Here is an 18,303-nt window from a genome sequence, read left to right as displayed (position 1 = left end):
TATTGTAGGGGCGCAGAATTTCTCCCGGCCTGAGTCGGAAGATATCTTTGCATCCTCCTTTTTCGCCTTGAGTGAGGCTTGCAGGTTAAAGCTGGACTGTAAATATTTAAAATCAATTATCAAATTATGAATGCAAAAATTAAGAATTTCCAAACGGGAACAAAACGAACACGTTGGTTAGGCACGTTGTTTTTTACGACTTTATTGATAGGAAGCGTAACTGCACAGCAGGTTAAAATAAGCGGACTGGTAAAAAATGAAGCGAATAATCCGGTTCCTAATGTAAGTGTAGTAATTGAAGGGACGGGTGTGGGAACAAACACCGACCAGGAAGGCAGATATGCTATAATGGCAATCGATGGAGCCATACTTCGTTTTTCTTATGTAGGAAAAAGAACACAGACCGTAAAGGTAGTACCAGGTCGGCTTAGCTACAACATTGTAATGACGGATTCCACGAGTGCTTTACAAGGCATTGTAGTGACAGCACTGGGTATAAAAAGAGAAGAAAAAGCACTGGGATATGCTACACAGTCTATTGCCGGTGAAAAGCTGCAAACTGTTAAGGGGGTAGATCTTGGTACATCACTTACTGGCAGGATTGCTGGATTAATGGTAAAGAACAGTACTGAATTTGCAGAAGCTCCTGACTTACAGATACGCGGAGAAAGTCCCCTGTTGGTTGTGGATGGTGTTCCATATGGCAATATGACCCTGAGGGATATTTCACCGGATGATGTTGAAAGCATCAACGTATTAAAAGGAGCCACAGCAGCAGCATTATATGGTTATCGCGGCGCCAGCGGTGCTATCATGGTTACCACCAGGAAGAGCAGTCGTAATAAAGGCCTCAGTGTTTCTGTTAACAGTGGTATTATGTTCACAGCCGGCTTTCTTGCCATCCCGGAACTTCAGTCTGTCTATGGCCGTTCGATCAACACTGCCAACAACACGTATAACAGGTCAAGCAGTGGCTCGTGGGGAGCTCCCCTGGAAGGACAGGATGTGATTCAATGGGACCCGGTGTCCAAAACTATGAAGTCTATGCCATTCATAGCAAGAGGAAAAAACAACTTTAAGAACTTCCTGGATCAGGGCTATATTCTCAATAACAACATTAGTGTTATACAGCAGGGTGAATTGGGTAGCTTCAGGGCTTCCGCAACCTGGGTAAAAAACAAAGGACAATATCCGAACTCTATGTTTGATAAAGTCACTTATAGTATGGGTGGTAACATCAAAATCAAAGGGTTTGAGCTGACATCGACCATGTCCTATAATAAGCAATTCTCGCCCAATATCGGATTCAATGGTTATACAGCATATGACCCTATGTATACCATGCTGGTATGGTCAGCCCCGGATTGGGATGTAAGGGATTACAAAAACTACTGGCTGGTTAAGAATGAGAGCCAGAACAATAGTTATAAGGGAACTAATAACAACCCTTATTTCGACCGTTATGAACGTATTCATAGTCTCAATAAAGATATCTTCAACGGATCCCTGGCAATGAACTATGAATTTACTCCCTGGTTAAAAGGTATTTTCCGTACCGGTTTTGATACTTATAGTAACGCACAGGAAGTGCGTGTTTCAAAGGGATCATTGGTTAGTGCCGGTGTTGCCACAGTAATACTAAATGGAACACAAATATGGGGGGAATCCGGTAACGGTTCTTTCAATAAGGGATTGGGCAGAGGGTATAGTCTGAACAATGACCTTTTGCTGAATGCGAATGGCCAGATAGGTAGTTTTCATCTGGACGGCTTTGTGGGTGGAACTTTGTTTTACCGACGGGATGAAGGCATGGAGGCATTTACAAAGGGGGGACTTTCTATTCCGGGATTTTATTCGCTGAAAGCTTCTGTAAATAATGCGGTGGTAAATTCTTCCCTGAACCGCCAGCAGGTGAACAGTTTATTTGGAAGGATTGGTACTTCATGGAAAGGAATAGCTTTTGCAGAAGCGACCCTTCGTAATGACTGGAGTTCTACTTTACCATCCAGTACACGTTCTTATGTGTATCCTTCTTTCTCTGCCAGTTTTGTACCCTCAGAAATAATGCCTAAAACAAACTGGTTTAACTTCTGGAAAATACGTGGATCCTGGACTAATTCCAAAACACCTGCGGCAGTATACGATATCAATTCCGTATATACTATTACCAATAATGCATGGGGCAATCTAAGTGCTGCAGCTTTACCCGGCAGCATACGGGGCACAGATGTAAAGCCTGAATCAGCTTCTACTTTTGAAGTGGGTACTGCTGTAAACATTTTAAGCAACAGGGTATCAGTGGATGTTACTTACTATAGCAAAAGGATGTATAACTTCCTGCGTTCTACTGGTATTAGTCCTGCTTCGGGTTATACAAGCAATTATGTAAATATCAGCGAAGAAATTACCCGCCGTGGTTATGAGGTAGCAGGTAATGTTACTGCAATCGCCAAACAAGATCTTAAATTAGACATCGGCATTAACTGGTCTACTTATGCACGTTATTACACCAAACTGGACAAACAATTTTCCGAAGACAAGCCATGGGTTAAAGTAGGTCAACGTGCAGACGCTTATGTATTGAACGATTATCAGAAAGATCCTAATGGTAATATTATCCACAGCAACGGCCTGCCGTTATATTCTTCCTATACGTCCCGCTTTGGTTTTTCCGATCCTGACTGGATATGGGGAGCAAATGCTACTCTGCGTTATAGGAACTGGCAGTTTTCTATTGCTGCAGACGGCCGCGTGGGAGGACTTGCACAGACGACCACAGAAATGTATATGTGGCGCGCAGGTTCACATCCCAAATCTATTATACCGGAACGTTATACAGAATATGCACAAGGAAAAGCGACTTATATCGGTAAAGGTGTAAAAGTGGTTTCAGGTGCAGCAACTTATGATACCTATGGAAATATTGTATCAGATACACGTACTTATGCAGCCAATGACGCACCTGTTTCTTATAGTACCTATCTGAACAACCAGCATAAAGGTACGGCCTGGGGCGGTTATGCATCACCGGTAGATGTATATAGTACTACTTTCCTTAAAATAAGAGAAGTAGCCTTAACCTATAATCTGCCATCAGCAATAAGTAACCATATTAATGCAAAAAAAATCTCTATATCTGCAACAGGACAAAATATATTTCTCTGGTCTAAAAAATTCAAATATTCTGATCCGGATGGTGGCGTAGACAACTTCAGCGATCCTTCACAACGTTATGTGGGAATGAATCTGAAAGTTGATTTCTAAAAATAAAAACAGGAAGCCTCATACATAAGAATTATACAAAAAAATATCATGAAAAATATAATGAAATTATTAAGCATAGCAGCTTTGATAATAATTACAGGCTGTAGTAAGTTTGATGATATCAATATCAATCCCGATACCACCACACAGGTAAGCGCCTCTATGGTTTGTACCAATGTAATTTTACAAATAGCCAAATTTGGCGGAAGCGATAGTAAATCATTTATTTCAGAGAATGCACTGCCTAAATATGTAGGATATGCCAATGAGGGACAACTGGATGCCCAGTATAACAATCTTGGGAATGGTAGCTTTGGGTTAATGACAATTCTTCCCAACATTGATAAAATGCTGGAATATGCTGCGGGTAGTACAATGGAAAACTCTTATAAAGGCTTAGCTAGTTTTGCCCGTGCATTTATGTTCTATAAGCTAAGCATGGAAATGGGAGATATACCTTACAGCGATGCGAATAAGGCATCATCAGGATCTTACAGACCCCAATATGATAAACAGGAAGATGTATTCAAAGCTATATTGGATGAGTTAAATAAAGCTGACGGATATTTTGCTAATGGACAGGCCTTCACTGGTGATCCAACTCCATACAACGGAGATCCGGCCAAATGGCGTCGTGCAACGAATGCCTTTGCATTGAAAGTACTTATGAGTCTGAGCAATAAGGCAGATGATAACGTTCTGGATATCAAAAACAGGTTTATTACTATTGTCAACAAAGGATTTCTGCTGGAAAGCGGAACCGGCTACTGGGGATTACAATATTCAACACAAAATAAGCACCCACTGTCCAGCACCAATGATATGTTCACCAGCCGAACACTACTTAGTTCCCTCACTATAGACAACCTGAAGAAATTCAATGACAGGCGTATGTATTATATCGCCGAGCCTTCCCTGAAGCAGATAGCTAACGGTAAAACCGCAAATGATTCGTCTGCATATGTTGGTCTTGATGTTTCAGTGCCATACGATACTATGAACGCCGGCCATAGCAGAAATGAGTATTCTGTCATCAACAAACGTTACCTGGAAGAAGTTGCAACAGAGCCAAGGCGTCTGCTAACCTATGCAGAACAGCAATTAATTCTGGCGGAAGCAAGCGTTCGTGGCTGGATAACTCCCGGTACTGCACAAGTATACTACGAACAGGGAGTAAGTGATGCACTGGCAGCTTTCATGAATGTTACTTCATCATATGCACATGGCATGAGCATTGACCAGTCTTACATTAACGGTTACTTTACAGGGGAAGCTGCTTTCAAAACCCTTGTACAGGATCAGTTACAGCAGATATGGATGCAGCGTTATTTACTCAACTTTATGCAGGATGCGGAAACCAGCTACTTTGAATACCGTCGCAATGCTTATCCGGTGTTTCCTGTAAATCCAGTGAGCAGCCTCAATGTCAACAATAAAAACGGCATTCCCATGCGTTGGCTATATCCAACATCTGAGACGAATTATAACCGTGAGCATCTGGTAGATGCGCTTAACCGGCAGTATGAAGGTTATGATGAAATCAACAAACTGATGTGGTTATTGAAGTAATGTTATGACTTAACCGTATAACCGAGGCCAAAGTCGGCATCTTGTATGTCATTATGTGATACCAATACTATGTTATTCTGTTAGGTGTAATCAAATTGAACAGCCACTCTCACAATAGCTTTAATAAATATGATCGTACCTATTTGCCGTGAAAAGCTGGCTGAAATTGTCAGATAAGAATTAAACTTAGCCTACCTTATTTAACTATTCCTGATAAGTCGGGTAACTTAAAATCAACTGATGTAGTTTAATATTAAAATGGAGTTAATAAAAAAGCCCTTCAAATCAATGATTTGGAGGGCTTTAATTTTAAGTGGAGGGGAGCGGGATCATATCGAACTTTTTGGAGGATTTTGCGGCAATTGCTATTCTTTGGATGCATTGGTAATCGTTACATTGACATTCCCCGTAGCTGTTATCCCGGCTGGTACCGGTATAGTCAGGCTAGTCGCCGTATTCCTTGTAATAGAGGTTGACGGTACTGCAATGTTTCCGAAATTGACAGTTGTTGCATGAATGCCACTTTGAATGTCTCCAATTGAACAATCAGGCCCGACATTTGAATATTGTAGACATTTCCATATGTCACTGTTCCACCACTTGTTAAATCGTTAAACCTATGTTGTCCGGCCATTTTAGCCGTCATCAGAGTCAGTTCAAGTCCAAAATTGAGGGCTGTCCAATATGTGTTGTTCCGGCTATCTAATAGGATAATCGTAATTTATATATTTAATTTCCTGTAATAGACAGGCCGCATATGAGAGTGATTTTCACCTCACTTTTCATCAAATGCATTTGATATATATAAATTAGCATTGCTCATCAAATAACCCTAATCAGCCCCTCACTAATAACTGATGTTTTTTTGTAAAAAGCCTATGTATGAGTTATTATATTTTTGTCCATACAGTGGCATTAATCCAAAAAATCTGCGTTTTCCCATTATTAATTCCTAGTACGCCAACAAATGGCGCATCATCCGTAAAGTTTACATTTATTACCGGTGATGTTAAATCAATTTCAAAGCCTTGAAATGGACCTCGTCCATTATTATAGGTTACAGTTAAAAAATTTTGAGAACCGGTAATTGTAATTTTTGCGTTGCCTTGGTCTTGCCAAGTGCCAATAAATGAATTCATAGTTTATATTTTTAAATTTTTCCTACTCTTGAGGCTTTTCGGTTTACTCCTCCTGTTGAAGTGACTGAACAGGATCAGTCCGTTTTTAAACAAATGCAGCTCTTGTTTGGCTAAAATATCTTCTGAGAACTATACTTCTATACCATAAGATCCTTCATTAATTTCCAGAATAGAAATGTGGAATGCCGTCCAAACTCCCTTTGGGGTAGCTGCCCCATTATCTGGCGCCCCTACCATTTGCCCCCCCATTAAGTTTCCCTGGTAATTACCAACATATGATGTGATAGTGCGATTAGTAAAATCGGCAATGGCAATAGCTATTTGACCAGGATTGGCTCCGTCCAATGCAGTGTATGTACCAAAAAACTCCCCATCATTAATGGTTAAAGTGCCATTAATTAAAGTTGCGTTAAATGAATAATGTGAAGAGTCAGACCACTTTTGAATGAATCTCCAGGTTCCGTTTTGAATTGTGGACATAATTGTTATTTTTAGTCCTACTCATAAGGCTTTTCGGTTACCGCCTCTCATTGAATTGTCTGAATGAGATCAGTTTCGCTTTATAAAATGTTTGCTGCTCCAGTTAAAGAGCTTTCGATTAAGAAATCAGAAATTTTATGGGCTGATAAGTAAGCGGAAAAACCAGGCAAGGCGTTCTGTAGTTAATAAAATTTGCTGGTGAACAACAACAAATGACAATAGATATTCAAATAAAAGGACATCCGGCTTTCAAGCTATTCCGGACAAATAAATGGATATTCACTATTATCGATGATCGGCTCTATACCAAAAAAATCATTTAGCACAGATTCAGCAGTGCAATATGCACCTTCCACCCAAGCCTGATCATTAGAGTATGCTTCGCCTACAATGAAAATATCTGCATCTTTTCCGGTAATGAGTTGAGAAGGTTTACGAATCTTGCGTTGCACATCACCTACATCAAAATGTGGCGCCCATTCGTGGTATCCTGCATTGAATGGGGGAAGAGACCAGTCCATATAGGCTGCTTCCAATGGTTCGGGAATATTGCTATAATCAGAATTCGGTCCATAATGAAGTTCAGCCAACATCTTTCGAAGCATCTTTACCATGCGTTCAGGCACTTTTCTTGGTCCTTCCAGTGGTTGCGTATCACTGGAAACCGGAACTGTGCGTTCGCGCCTGGCACCAAGTTCTAATTCCTGCCAGAAAGTGGTATTGTCTTCATCATCATAGCTGGCAAGAATGCCATAGATAGGTTTTTTGCCTTGCACTTTAGCGTTGTTCCCAAAATAAACAACCATGCGTATTGGGGAATTGGATACGCTTGGCCCAATGGTATCACGGCGTGCAGCTATTGATAACTGATTTACCTGTGCAATGGTCAAAGCTTCTTCGGTTTTGTTCTCAATTGCTTTCACCATTTCATTGAGGCCAGAATAAGGAACATCAATCAGCGTGCTTATGTCTTTTAATACCTTTGCAGGAAATTTATCCTTACCTAGTTGCTCAATTACATCAGGGGTGATAACATACCCGGTAATTTGTGCGGGGTAAATTGCAGGATTATTTTTTGCCGCTGTAGTCCACCATGGATCGTCAAAAAACATTCCTATTTTATAGGAGGGCTGCATGATTGTTGATTCCAGATAGAGATTTACCTTTTCATGATTAAGTACATCTACCTCATCTTTTGCCGGCTGATGGTAGCGGGTAGCCTGAGCTACAAGATCAATGGCTGCACGTGGAATAGCCAGCCATGCAGCATCCGCCTCACGTGTTCCTTCGGCTATGTTCGGATTTGTGCGTGATGCATAAGTAAACACCGCTTTCTTGTTTTTCCATAAAATAGAATGCAGGCGAGTATCAGGATAATACTTGAAAACAATGCCTTTCTGCTTGCATAGCTTCACAATTTCGTCAAAGAGTGCATTGAACATTCCTGAATAACCAATAGACAATGTTTTATACTGGCTACCCGGAGTAAATTCATCATTGATATTCATGGATACCGCAGTGTTTGTGTTGATCACATTCGAACTATAACCATTTCCATCGGCTGCATAATCATATCCTTCCGATCCTACCTGGTCGTAAAGCAGGTTCCAGTAACCAATATCTTTAAGTAAATCCCCCTCCTGGAAAACAGAAGATTCCGGAAGTTTTTTGATGATTCGTCCTTCCTTGTAGAATCTGCACCATTCTAAACGGGTAAATCCACCGTCTTTTTTCACCCCGGCAGGAATACCAAGATTTTCAAGAATGGTAAAAGCCTGGTCAGGTGTGGCTCCAGCTCCAAAATTATTTATATTATAAGGGGCGGGATTGCTGGAAGTAATATCATTAATGTAAAAATTGCGTGAACGCAGATAAAATAATTGATTGTTGGTAACATTGAAAGGAACTGAATATTTGTCAAGTCCCAGATTTTCAATAGTTTTTGTTACCAGACGATGACCTGGTGCACGCCCATCATTTGAATGGGGAGATTTTTGATCCCAGAATGAATAACGCATTCCACCAAGTTCTACATAAGAGTTGTCCTTGTCATCTTTGTAATGCCAGGTGCAAATACGTGCCCCCGCAGCACGGGAACCAGGATGTGATTTTGAAAAATCGTACTTACCCCAGTCATATAGTTCAAGCACATCGCCTTTCGAGAGTTGCTTCGATTTGAATGTCGGGTCATTGGTCTTGCCTTCAAGCAAACGCCATGCGGTGTACAATCCTGCAGCTCCGGCTCCGAAAATGGAGTATGTTTTTGGGTTCATTGTATTATTGATTTAAAAGTTGAGTTATAAAGGCAGTGTTTCTTCTCCCAGGCGATTCATTTGTCCTGGCAGATCGTTATATGGAATAATCACCTCAACCAATGCCGGTTTGTTCTTGAGGGCTTTCAGCTTAGGAAGTATTGATTTGAGATCGGAAACTGTTTCAGCACAAAAGCTTTCTGCACCAAATGCTTTAGCCAGTGCAGCATAATCCCATTTGGGAAGAATATCAAAGGCGTCGAATGGTACTCCCGAACTGGGTTGGAACGCTTTTACATCTACATACACCTGCTCGATCGCATAAACACCGTTGCTCATCACAAAGATTACCGCGTTTACTTTGTTACGCGCAAGGGTTGATAACGATTGGCTTACCATCATAAATCCTCCGTCTCCCGCAACAGTCCATGAACGCTTTCCGCTTCCGAGTTGGGCGCCAAGTGCTGCACCGGTTTCAAAACCTATGCATTGCCATGCTGCCGAACCGATGAAGCTACCTTGCTTTAATCCTGTTGCATTGGCAGCAACGTACAGCGAACAGCTTACACCAAACACCATGTTCACATCGTTCATCATTTTATTATCCTGCAGGAATTGCATCGTGTGCTGGAAGAACCTGTTGAAAGTGATCACTTCCGGTTTACTGTTGAATTTCGGATCGGAATTCGATTCCCATGGCTCAGGATATACTGGCCATTTGGGCGGGGTCATTTTGAGCGGATACTTCGGCTTCGCGCTTGTCTTGAATTTCCTGAGTAGTGCTTCCATGAAATCTTTCATCGTTATTTCCTGGTATTTAAAATATCCTGCACGAATCTGATCTGTGGACGCCAGTACCATGTATTCATATTTATTCTCCATGAACCAGAGGTAGTCATCCGTCAGAATTGTTCCGAGTGAAATGATACAGTCCGATTGCTCAACGATATCGAATACGCTTTTTACTGAAGCCGCATCTGAATATGTACCAATGAAATTTTGGGGATCTTCATCCAGCACAGTTTTCCCAAGAGTAGTCGTCGTATAATAAATACCGCTTGCATCGATGATCTGCTGGAGCAAGCCTGTTAGTCCATGACGCAACACTTCCACGCCGGCCCATATCAATGGATTTTTTGCATTGATAATAATCTGCCACGCCATATCAACTGCATTTTCAAGTGCAGCCGGTTCGCTTTTAATTAGCAATGGTTGCAACGGTTTTGCTGAAGGGCGTGGACAGGGCTGTTGCCACACTTCCTTGTAGCATGCAATATAAACCGGCCGCTTATGTGTAATTGCCTGAATTAGGAGATTGTCAATTTTTTCAGGTGCACCCACATTCGTACTCAATGTTTCCGCGGCCACTGTCACATTACTATACACATTCTGGTCAGCGAGCAGGTTCCCGGTGGAATGATGGAAGATCATTCCGTACCGATCTGTTTGGTTACGCATGTCCGCACCTGGAGCAGCACTAATCACTACTATCGGGCTTCTTTCCACATAAGCCCCCGCAATAGCATTAAGTGCACTGAATGTACTTACTCCATATTGCAGCGATACTGCTGCAAGACCTCTTGTTCTTGCATAAGCATCGGCGGCATAAGCGGCATCTAATTCATTTATTGCACCAATTGCATTTATTCCATTAAAATACTCAAGAGCCTGGGTAAAATGCTTTACATAGTCACCCGGAATCTGAAATACATCAGTGACATTTAATTGTTTAAGCCGTGTTAGTAAGTAATCGGCAACAGTGAATGTATTTGTAGACATATTACAAGTGCATTAGTTTGATAATTACTGATAAATAATGGCAACTAATAGAATACCTCCAGCTGAATTAACTGAACGGGATCAGTTCTTTTTTGTGGAGCAGAACACCACAAACCAGGTTTTTGTAAAAAGCAATGTTGTCATTGAGTAGCCCTAATGAGCCTTTGCAGCTTGGAAGAGTCGCCATCAAGGTCTGGACGCAGCACTGGTTTCCCAACGTTATCGAGTAAAAAAGAGAAATCTGTACCCAACTTTATTTGTGCTACGCCGTGACAGCCCTTGCAACCGCCCATCGAAATAAACTGGCCTTTATACAGGGTATTGGGTAGATGATCGAATGGTGTACCAATACCACTTCCATTAAAATCGCCAAGGGTAGCATCCGATTCCACTACATAATTGGCAAGAAAGAAATTAAAACTGGTAGAATCCTTGGTAGGCTTACCCTGTACGCCTACCAGCCGGTAGTTGAGCCAAACGGATTGCGGGTTCATGTTCCGCAATTTTTTGTGTACATATTCGGTGGACTGATTAACGAGGGAGGGTATGGCATGCAGGCGTTGATAATCTTTATAGAATTGGTTAGTTTCATTACCATTACTATCCAACGGTACATAGCCCATGTGATCTTTTTGCACATCTACATGTTCCCAGGTGGCAAACACAAAATCTTCGTAATTGTTTGTTTTGTGAATGATGTGTAAGCCAATGAGCGCATACGTTTTGTTGTGATATACCACATGACCCTTATTACCGGTAAAATATACCACAGTCCTGGTAAAGAACCGCGCCGGGTTGTCTTCCTGGGTCAGTTGCCGCCAGGCTGTTTTTACTTCTATTGCACCCGTTTTACCACCATTCTTTCCGCAGGGCAGGCTAATGCCTTTATAATCGGGCGGACAATTACAGGAATTTTTCACATCGGGATAATAGGCTTTTAAAGAATCGATCATCTTCTTCGTATATGCCCTTGCGCTGCTGAGTTTTGCCTTGGTAGGATAATGCTGTAAAATATAATTGTATTCATCGCGGTTTACCTTGGCCTGGTACAATACACGGTATTGTTTATAATTTTCATTCACATGTGCATACACATCGCAGGACCCTATTTCATTGTTTTCATCCAGCATATTAAACAGCGTAAAACTCGTGCTATCACTGGCCTTGTACAGCTTTTGGCCAAAACTATAATGCGGTGCAACATCAAATGGCAACATTGAGTCATTGTATGGCCTTAATTCGGTTCGGTGTGCATAGGTTTCCCAAACTACCAAATCAGGGTTTGCATTTTTGAAAGTCCAATTAAGGTCAGGATTATCGCGAAGACCGCTATTCTTGTAGGAGGATTTCCAGTTCAGCGCCAGGAATTCCTCCCAGGCAAATACTACCAGCTGTGTGTCAGTAACTTTATCAGTAGCGAGATCTTTCGGCGCATTCGGTGAGAACTGGATATTAAATGCAGGAAGTGGTGCATTTTCTTTTCCGGCATGTATACCAAGCAATAAGATAAGCCCCAGTGCTGTTAGCGACATGATGGAGAGTATCACTTTCTTTTTCATGGCAGAATTTTGATTGATGAATAGTTTGGTTTAATGTGCCCTGGTGGGTATGGACCAGAGAAAATCAGTTTTTGTTTTAGCGGCGAAGAACAGTGAGTCCGATGAATTAATAAAGCCGTTTGGAATATAGACCGTATTACCCCATGCAGCCATACGATGGCAGCTCATGCAATTAGAAAAATTGCCATACCATGTTATTTTTTCGTTCGAGCCTAGCAGGTTACCAGGTATGGCTCCTGATAAATTAGTCTCCAGGTAAGGATTAAACTGGATATTGGGTTCCCCGTTTGTGATGGCTTCTGCAGGGGCAACCATGTAGTAAGCCGTGCGCATATTATAGTTATTCCAGGGTTTGGAAATTGTAGCCGGCCTATCAGCTCCGAATACCGGGTTCTTCGTATCCGGGCTCCACCAGAAGGTTTGCCAGGTCCAGTTAATCGTCTCCTTACTTGTTACATGCATGGCAACCAGCAGTGCATAATTACCGGCTTTTACCAGGTCGGCTACGGAAGCGGAATCACTGTTATTATGCCTTCCCACATCGTCGCCTGAAGTATTGGCGAACACACTAAATGAATCAGCCTCTGCTTTCGTGATTTTGATATGATAAAAATCTCTCAGTGATACTACCGGCCAGTTGCGCGCTGGTTCCCCGTTGCATGATATGCACACTGTGCTGCCTGGCGGGTGTTGACCTGTGGGGTCAATCACCACGCATTGTCGCCAGGTGTCTGGCGTGGGGTTATTAAAATTGGTGGTCGTTTGAGGCGATACGCCCGCCCAATAGGGAAATGCTGTAAGGGTATCGCCCCTGATAAACTGGAACACGGGTTTTAAGGCGATTGAATTCGGAGCCACGCTATCGGCAGAAGTGTTCACCTGCATTGCCGCGATGGGCGTACCAGGTGCGAATGACTGGTTGATGGAATCCAGTACTCTGGCGCTGGTTAACCGATGGCTAACCAGGTATCGGGCTAGTTCTGGTGAAAACCGGTTAAAAGAAACAGGCCTCTCTGCCGGGTCTTTGGGAATGCTTACATGTGCGGAGGTGTGGAAAAACTGCGAGGGAAATTCATAATCCCGACCGTGTTTCCTTACTTCCAATGATGTGGGAGCATTGAATACTTCATAGCCGGAAAACCAGTTTTCCCAGATAGGCATACTGTCTGCCGCCTGCGTATTTATCGATTCCCAGATATCCCAGGCATGTGCACGTATCTGCTGTTCGTCGAGGTCTGTGATCCACTTGTTCACCTTAGCTGCAGAAGCAGGGAATGAACCCACACCTGGAGGCTGGTAAGCACCGGCAAACCGGGTGGCCTCATCCAACTTTGCTATCGCAGTGTGTTTGCTTTTACATTGTGGCAGTATTAGCAGCAGTAGCAGGGGTAGCCATACCACCCGCAGGCGGAGGTCTGAATACTTCTGTGGAGTGGGGATATTTTTAATCATAAGATTCGTGGATTTTTAAAAATTCCCATGTAATGTTATCGTGTAATTGGAATGTAAAGATAGGGAGGCTGCTACCCCATGACGGGTATAATGACACAGAACCGGCTTTCATTGCCGGGAGAAGGCAAAAAGGAGGTATGAAAGGAGTCGGAGCGGGAACCGAATTGGCTATTTCAGGATATGGAATCGGTTTATAAAGTTCTTGTATGTATCACTTAACAGAACCTGATGATTGCCTTGTAAAAGGATAAGGTTATCGGCTGGAATGATTTCAATGATTTTTTCAGCATTTACAATATAATTCCGGTGGGTCTGGTAAAAGAGGGTGGTATCCACTAAGTCGAGGATTTTAGAAAGCGAAATCTGTACGAGAAATTTTTCTTTCTCTGTAATAATGTTACAGTATCTTTCTACCACTTCAATATAAATAATATCGCCTGTTTGTACTTTTTTCAGGGCGCCTTTCTTTTTTATAAACAGGAAGTCTTTGCTCACTACAGCAGCTGGTTCTTCACTGGTAAATACCTGTTGTTGGCCATAAAATTTCTCTACCGCCATTTCTATGGCATATAAGATTTCCAGCTCATTGAAAGGCTTTAATAAAAAACTAAAGGGATGGGCGAGTTTGGCTCTTTCGAAAATTTGCCGGTCCTTCGAGCTGGTTAAGAATACAAAGGGCCTGGCTGAGTTCGGAACGGTATTGATGGTTTCAGCAAACGTTATTCCATCGGGAATATCGTTTAAAAGTATATCAATAATTACCAAATCCACTTTGTTTTTATAAAACAAATGGATTGCTTCGGCATAACTGGCTGCTACTGCTGATATAATATAGCTGTGAGCTGTCAATACATCTGCCAGTGTTTTACTTTGTGCCGGGTTATCCTCAACGATTAGTATATGAATATTATCCATGGGGATGGTATGTAGGTAATGATACAAACACCCTGGTGCCAATTCCCTCCTGGCTTTCAATAGATAAATAGCCTCCGTTTTTTTCAGCCATAGATTTGCATAACTGTAATCCAAGACCTGTTCCTGAATGCGGCTGCCTGCTCTGGTGGGATAATGGATTCATGCCTGTTCCGTTGTCCTCAACTACCATGTTGTAAAAACCGCTTGCTGCTTCCTGCGACCATACTTTAATGATACCACCTTCATGAGAGAATTTAATAGCATTGTCCAGTAAATTTCGTAAAATAACTTTTAAAGAATCCAGGTCGGCGAAAACAAAAATAACGGTATCAATAGTGCAGGTAAAGCTGATGTTTTTTTCTGTCATCAGGGGCCTGTAGTTATATGCCACCTGCTCCACAATGGAATGCAGGTGAACGGATTCCTGGTGAAAATAAAGTTGTTTCGTTTGCAGTAATGCCCAGTTAAGCAAGTTGTCCAATAAGCTATAAGTGGCGTTTGTAATAGCGCTGTTATTTCGCAATAATTGATCTAATGCGTTTATGTCTTTTGTTTCCAGACAGCCGGTTAATTTAGTATTGCTGACTTTCAGTGCGGCAACAGACGAGCGCAGGTCATGACTAACAATAGAAAATAATTTATCTTTTGCGGTGTTTAGTTCATCTACCTGGTGTTTTTGAGCAAGTATAATCTTATTGCTTTTAATTTTTTGTGTATAAAAGTAGCTTCCCGCTATCAGCAGAGAAATGGATAATACCAATATGGCTAATAAAGTGTTCCGCTGGGCTACTTTCAGTTTATTTTCCGTCGCCAGGAGATCCACTTCCTTCTGTTTTTGCATGACCGTCGCATTTTTCTCCATCTCGGCAATGGTCCATACTTTGTTCTGATCGTTAACAGAATCCTGCCATTGTTCAAATTCTTTCCTGTATTGCAAAGCTGCCGGAAAATTTTCCCTGTTCTCCTCCACTACTGCCATGTTTTTGGCGGCCCGCCGTCTGAGCCCGAAATCGTTTGTTTTTTTTGACAACTGATACGCTTTTTGAAAATAAGGAATGGCTTGCTTATCCTTATATTGTTCGTAATAAACATTCGCAATATCCATGTAGCTGCCAATCATAAACAAGGTATCGTTTTGCTCCTGTTGCAATTTTTCACTTTTAAAGAGGTATTCTTCTGCCCTGGCAAAATTCTTCAAATGCAGGTAACAGATTCCGATATCATGATAAACAGTACTTTTTTTCACATCATAGAAGCCCGTGTCTGGAAGATTTTCAATTTGCTGAAAGTAAGTTAATGCTTTGGAAAAGTTCTTGAGTTCTAATGCAATGGCACCAAGTTTAAGTGTAACTTTATAAGCAAAAGCAAATCCGGGAGAAATGAGGCCCAGTTCTTTTTCTGCTTCCTTAAAAAGTTGTTTTTCCTTAAAGCTAATAGCCCGGCAGTAATGACTATAATCAATGATTTGGGGATCAGCATTTCCGTCGGCAATCACCTTCATGGAATAGATCAGGGTAGAATCCCAGTTATGTTCTAAAAAAAACGCATGAGTTAAATAAAAAAATTTATTCGATTGGGATTGCAGTGCCTTATTTTTTAGCGCAATACTAAATAAGCTATCCTGCTGAACCATGGAAAAAAGAGAAAACGGTTGCCATGCCAAACATACAATAATGAAGATTTTTAGCTTGGTCATTTGTACTCAATTCTGTACAGTTGTTTCAGTGCCTCTTGATGTTTGCGGATCAATGTTTGTTAGATAAACCTGAACTGTATTAATAGGATTATCTACAGTTTGCATGAAAGTGAATTCAGTATAGTATACATTAACAGTGTTGCTAGGTGAGGTTTCAGAGGAAGGCGTAAATTGGAATCGACAGCTCATTACATTATCTGTGATTTGGGCATGTCCTGTCGAATATATTACATTGGAAGCCTGTACAGTGGTGTCTATTAATAAAGTGACTCTTACAAGTATAGTGTTTTCTGGACTGGTTAATAATTGGGCATTTATCAGGGGAGCGAATACGTAATACTTGTCAGTCGGGTCCGGTCGTGGAGGATTAGAGGGGGTAAGTGATTGCTGTGCAATGCATTGTATTGGTTGCAATGTTACATTTACTATACTCATTGTGTTTTAGATTTATCATATGAATGGTAATAAAATAAGGTATGACAAGATTATCTAAAAGTAAGATATTTTGAAACAATCCAAACTTAAAAATCACTATTGCCCGACTAAATAATCTTATAAACATTTAAAAAAAGAGCAGTTCGTGAGAATCATCCATATTAATTTCTCATAACAATTCATCTCACACAATGTTGTATAAAACGTAAAGTAGGCCGTGAGCAATCGGGGCTTTGAAATGTAAAATGCAGTATTCCAGTGTATGGCCAACCAGGCAAGGATTAAGCAGAAAAAGAAAACGGGAACAATACATTTTACTGTACTGTTCCCGCTTTAGTGGAAAAGGGCGGGGAGATGTCGAAGTTTTTGGAGGATTTTGAAGCATTAAATAATTTGATGATAAATCAGCTATAGGATTACTTGTAGTCTCTATTCATCTCATATCGTCTCAAATTGTATTTAAACGATCGTCTCATTTTAAGTCTTCTTTCGTCTCATATCGTCTCATTTCATTAAATGGCTTATATTCACATAATGGAAAATATGGTACATACATTTCAGTTGAAACCAGACTGGCAACTGATCAGTGCAATAAGCAAATTAGACCGCTTTGATGCTTCATGGACCGCCGTTGAAAAAAGAGAAGGACGAAACCTACAACATTTAAAATCAATAGCAACAGTCAGAAGTGTTGGCGCTTCTACAAGAATAGAAGGCTCCAGAATGTCAGATGATGAAGTAAAGGTCCTGATTGATAAATTAAGTATATCGAAATTAGAAGACAGGGATTCCCAGGAGGTTGCAGGTTATTTTAATGCATTGGATATTATTTCCGATTCTTATGAGGAAATGGGGGTAAGCGAAAGTACTATTAAGAGCCTACACAATATTCTTATGAAGCACAGCCGTAAAGACGAGTGGCATAGAGGAAATTATAAACAACACAGTAATGCCGTAGAAGCAAGAAAACCAGACGGGGCTAAACAGGTTATCTTTCATACTACTGCACCCGGCATTGAAACAGAAAATGCAATGCAGGAACTTATAGAATGGTATCATGCGGACAATGAAACACACCCTATTGTAAAGTGTGCGCTGTTTTCTTACGATTTCGTAAGTATTCATCCTTTTCAGGATGGTAACGGAAGGTTAAGCAGATTAATAGCTACCTTGTTACTTCTAAAAAACGGGTACAGATGGATTCAGTATGTAAGCTTTGAACATGAAATTGAAAACAGAAAGGGAGAATATTACAAAGAATTAATGCAATGCCAGCAACAAAGGCCGCATGAAGATGTTTATCCGTGGATTATTTTTTTTCTGGATTGTTTAAATAACATCAGCAGTCAGTTAATGATTAAATTAACGGCTGCTGCAAAGGAAATTAGCCTGGCTCCAAAAGAGAAAAGCATTTATATGTTTGTTGAAAATCATCCAGGATGCCAATCTGGGCAAATAGCTAAGAAACTGAACATACCGCTAGGTACGGTCAAAAGGATTCTTACCTTCCTGGTCAATGAAAAACAGATCATTAAACATGGTTCAGGGCCGGGAACGAATTATAGTTTGTGATTCTCGTGCAAAAAAGCCTGTAGATCACAATGACCCACAGGCTTGTGGAGAAGTTTGGAGAATTGTCAAATTTTTTGGAAGATTCAATACAGCTATGCACACAGTTAAACATTTAAAGCGAAAATATTTACTATAGCGACAATAATTTTTCCTCTCCAAATTTTCGAACACTGGAGAAAAAGATTAAGAAT

General features: G+C 41.1%; 11 protein-coding genes. 3 read left to right on the top strand and 8 right to left on the bottom strand.

Annotation, left to right across the window (positions count from 1 at the left end; genetic code table 11):
* The first annotated feature begins 126 nt into the window (after positions 1–126).
* Both QQL36_RS10860 and QQL36_RS10855 read left to right on the top strand, forming a co-directional pair.
* Positions 127–3,264 carry a SusC/RagA family TonB-linked outer membrane protein gene (locus tag QQL36_RS10860; RefSeq protein WP_321569724.1) on the top strand — a complete coding sequence of 1,046 codons (3,138 nt, stop codon included), beginning with the start codon at positions 127–129 and terminating at the stop codon, positions 3,262–3,264.
* A gap of 48 nt (positions 3,265–3,312) precedes the next feature.
* The gene (locus QQL36_RS10855; protein WP_321569723.1) at positions 3,313–4,833 is read left to right on the top strand and encodes a SusD/RagB family nutrient-binding outer membrane lipoprotein; all 1,521 of its coding nucleotides are present in this window, start codon (positions 3,313–3,315) and stop codon (positions 4,831–4,833) included.
* Positions 4,834–5,723: 890 nt separating this feature from the next.
* Here the strand turns inward: QQL36_RS10855 and QQL36_RS10850 are convergent.
* From QQL36_RS10850 to QQL36_RS10815, 8 genes are all read right to left on the bottom strand, one after another.
* Entirely contained in the window at positions 5,724–5,972 is a 249-nt protein-coding gene (locus QQL36_RS10850; RefSeq protein ID WP_083724178.1) for a hypothetical protein, read from the bottom strand.
* 129 nt (positions 5,973–6,101) lie between these two features.
* Entirely contained in the window at positions 6,102–6,452 is a 351-nt protein-coding gene (locus tag QQL36_RS10845) for a hypothetical protein (RefSeq protein WP_321569722.1), read from the bottom strand.
* Positions 6,453–6,706: 254 nt separating this feature from the next.
* Entirely contained in the window at positions 6,707–8,725 is a 2,019-nt protein-coding gene (locus tag QQL36_RS10840) for a hypothetical protein (RefSeq protein ID WP_321569721.1), read from the bottom strand.
* A 24-nt stretch (positions 8,726–8,749) separates the two neighbouring features.
* Complete coding sequence (locus QQL36_RS10835) at positions 8,750–10,483, bottom strand: alpha-keto acid decarboxylase family protein (protein ID WP_321569720.1); 1,734 nt, start codon at positions 10,481–10,483, stop codon at positions 8,750–8,752.
* 140 nt (positions 10,484–10,623) lie between these two features.
* Positions 10,624–12,042, bottom strand: coding sequence for a hypothetical protein (locus QQL36_RS10830; protein ID WP_321569719.1), 1,419 nt, complete (start codon positions 12,040–12,042; stop codon positions 10,624–10,626).
* A 30-nt stretch (positions 12,043–12,072) separates the two neighbouring features.
* Entirely contained in the window at positions 12,073–13,494 is a 1,422-nt protein-coding gene (locus QQL36_RS10825) for a hypothetical protein (RefSeq protein WP_321569718.1), read from the bottom strand.
* A 168-nt stretch (positions 13,495–13,662) separates the two neighbouring features.
* Positions 13,663–14,409 carry a response regulator transcription factor gene (locus QQL36_RS10820; RefSeq protein WP_321569717.1) on the bottom strand — a complete coding sequence of 249 codons (747 nt, stop codon included), beginning with the start codon at positions 14,407–14,409 and terminating at the stop codon, positions 13,663–13,665.
* Entirely contained in the window at positions 14,402–16,105 is a 1,704-nt protein-coding gene (locus QQL36_RS10815; RefSeq protein ID WP_321569716.1) for a tetratricopeptide repeat-containing sensor histidine kinase, read from the bottom strand. The genes QQL36_RS10820 and QQL36_RS10815 overlap by 8 nt, the downstream gene beginning before the upstream one ends.
* A gap of 969 nt (positions 16,106–17,074) precedes the next feature.
* On the opposite strand from QQL36_RS10815, the gene QQL36_RS10810 reads away from it, so the two are divergent.
* Positions 17,075–18,112, top strand: coding sequence for a Fic family protein (locus QQL36_RS10810; protein WP_321569715.1), 1,038 nt, complete (start codon positions 17,075–17,077; stop codon positions 18,110–18,112).
* The last annotated feature ends 191 nt before the right edge of the window (positions 18,113–18,303 follow it).

The organism is Chitinophaga sp. LS1 (assembly GCF_034274695.1).
Lineage (GTDB): Bacteria > Bacteroidota > Bacteroidia > Chitinophagales > Chitinophagaceae > Chitinophaga.
This window is presented reverse-complemented; position numbering and strand designations above follow the sequence as displayed.

Bases quoted from the DNA above. Each gene is read 5' to 3' on its own strand.
- QQL36_RS10860 (WP_321569724.1), top strand. From the start codon at position 127: ATGAATGCAAAAATTAAGAATTTCCAAACGGGAACAAAACGAACACGT.
- QQL36_RS10855 (WP_321569723.1), top strand. From the start codon at position 3,313: ATGAAAAATATAATGAAATTATTAAGCATAGCAGCTTTGATAATAATT.
- QQL36_RS10850 (WP_083724178.1), bottom strand. From the start codon at position 5,972: ATGAATTCATTTATTGGCACTTGGCAAGACCAAGGCAACGCAAAAATT.
- QQL36_RS10845 (WP_321569722.1), bottom strand. From the start codon at position 6,452: ATGTCCACAATTCAAAACGGAACCTGGAGATTCATTCAAAAGTGGTCT.
- QQL36_RS10840 (WP_321569721.1), bottom strand. From the start codon at position 8,725: ATGAACCCAAAAACATACTCCATTTTCGGAGCCGGAGCTGCAGGATTG.
- QQL36_RS10835 (WP_321569720.1), bottom strand. From the start codon at position 10,483: ATGTCTACAAATACATTCACTGTTGCCGATTACTTACTAACACGGCTT.
- QQL36_RS10830 (WP_321569719.1), bottom strand. From the start codon at position 12,042: ATGAAAAAGAAAGTGATACTCTCCATCATGTCGCTAACAGCACTGGGG.
- QQL36_RS10825 (WP_321569718.1), bottom strand. From the start codon at position 13,494: ATGATTAAAAATATCCCCACTCCACAGAAGTATTCAGACCTCCGCCTG.
- QQL36_RS10820 (WP_321569717.1), bottom strand. From the start codon at position 14,409: ATGGATAATATTCATATACTAATCGTTGAGGATAACCCGGCACAAAGT.
- QQL36_RS10815 (WP_321569716.1), bottom strand. From the start codon at position 16,105: ATGACCAAGCTAAAAATCTTCATTATTGTATGTTTGGCATGGCAACCG.
- QQL36_RS10810 (WP_321569715.1), top strand. From the start codon at position 17,075: ATGGAAAATATGGTACATACATTTCAGTTGAAACCAGACTGGCAACTG.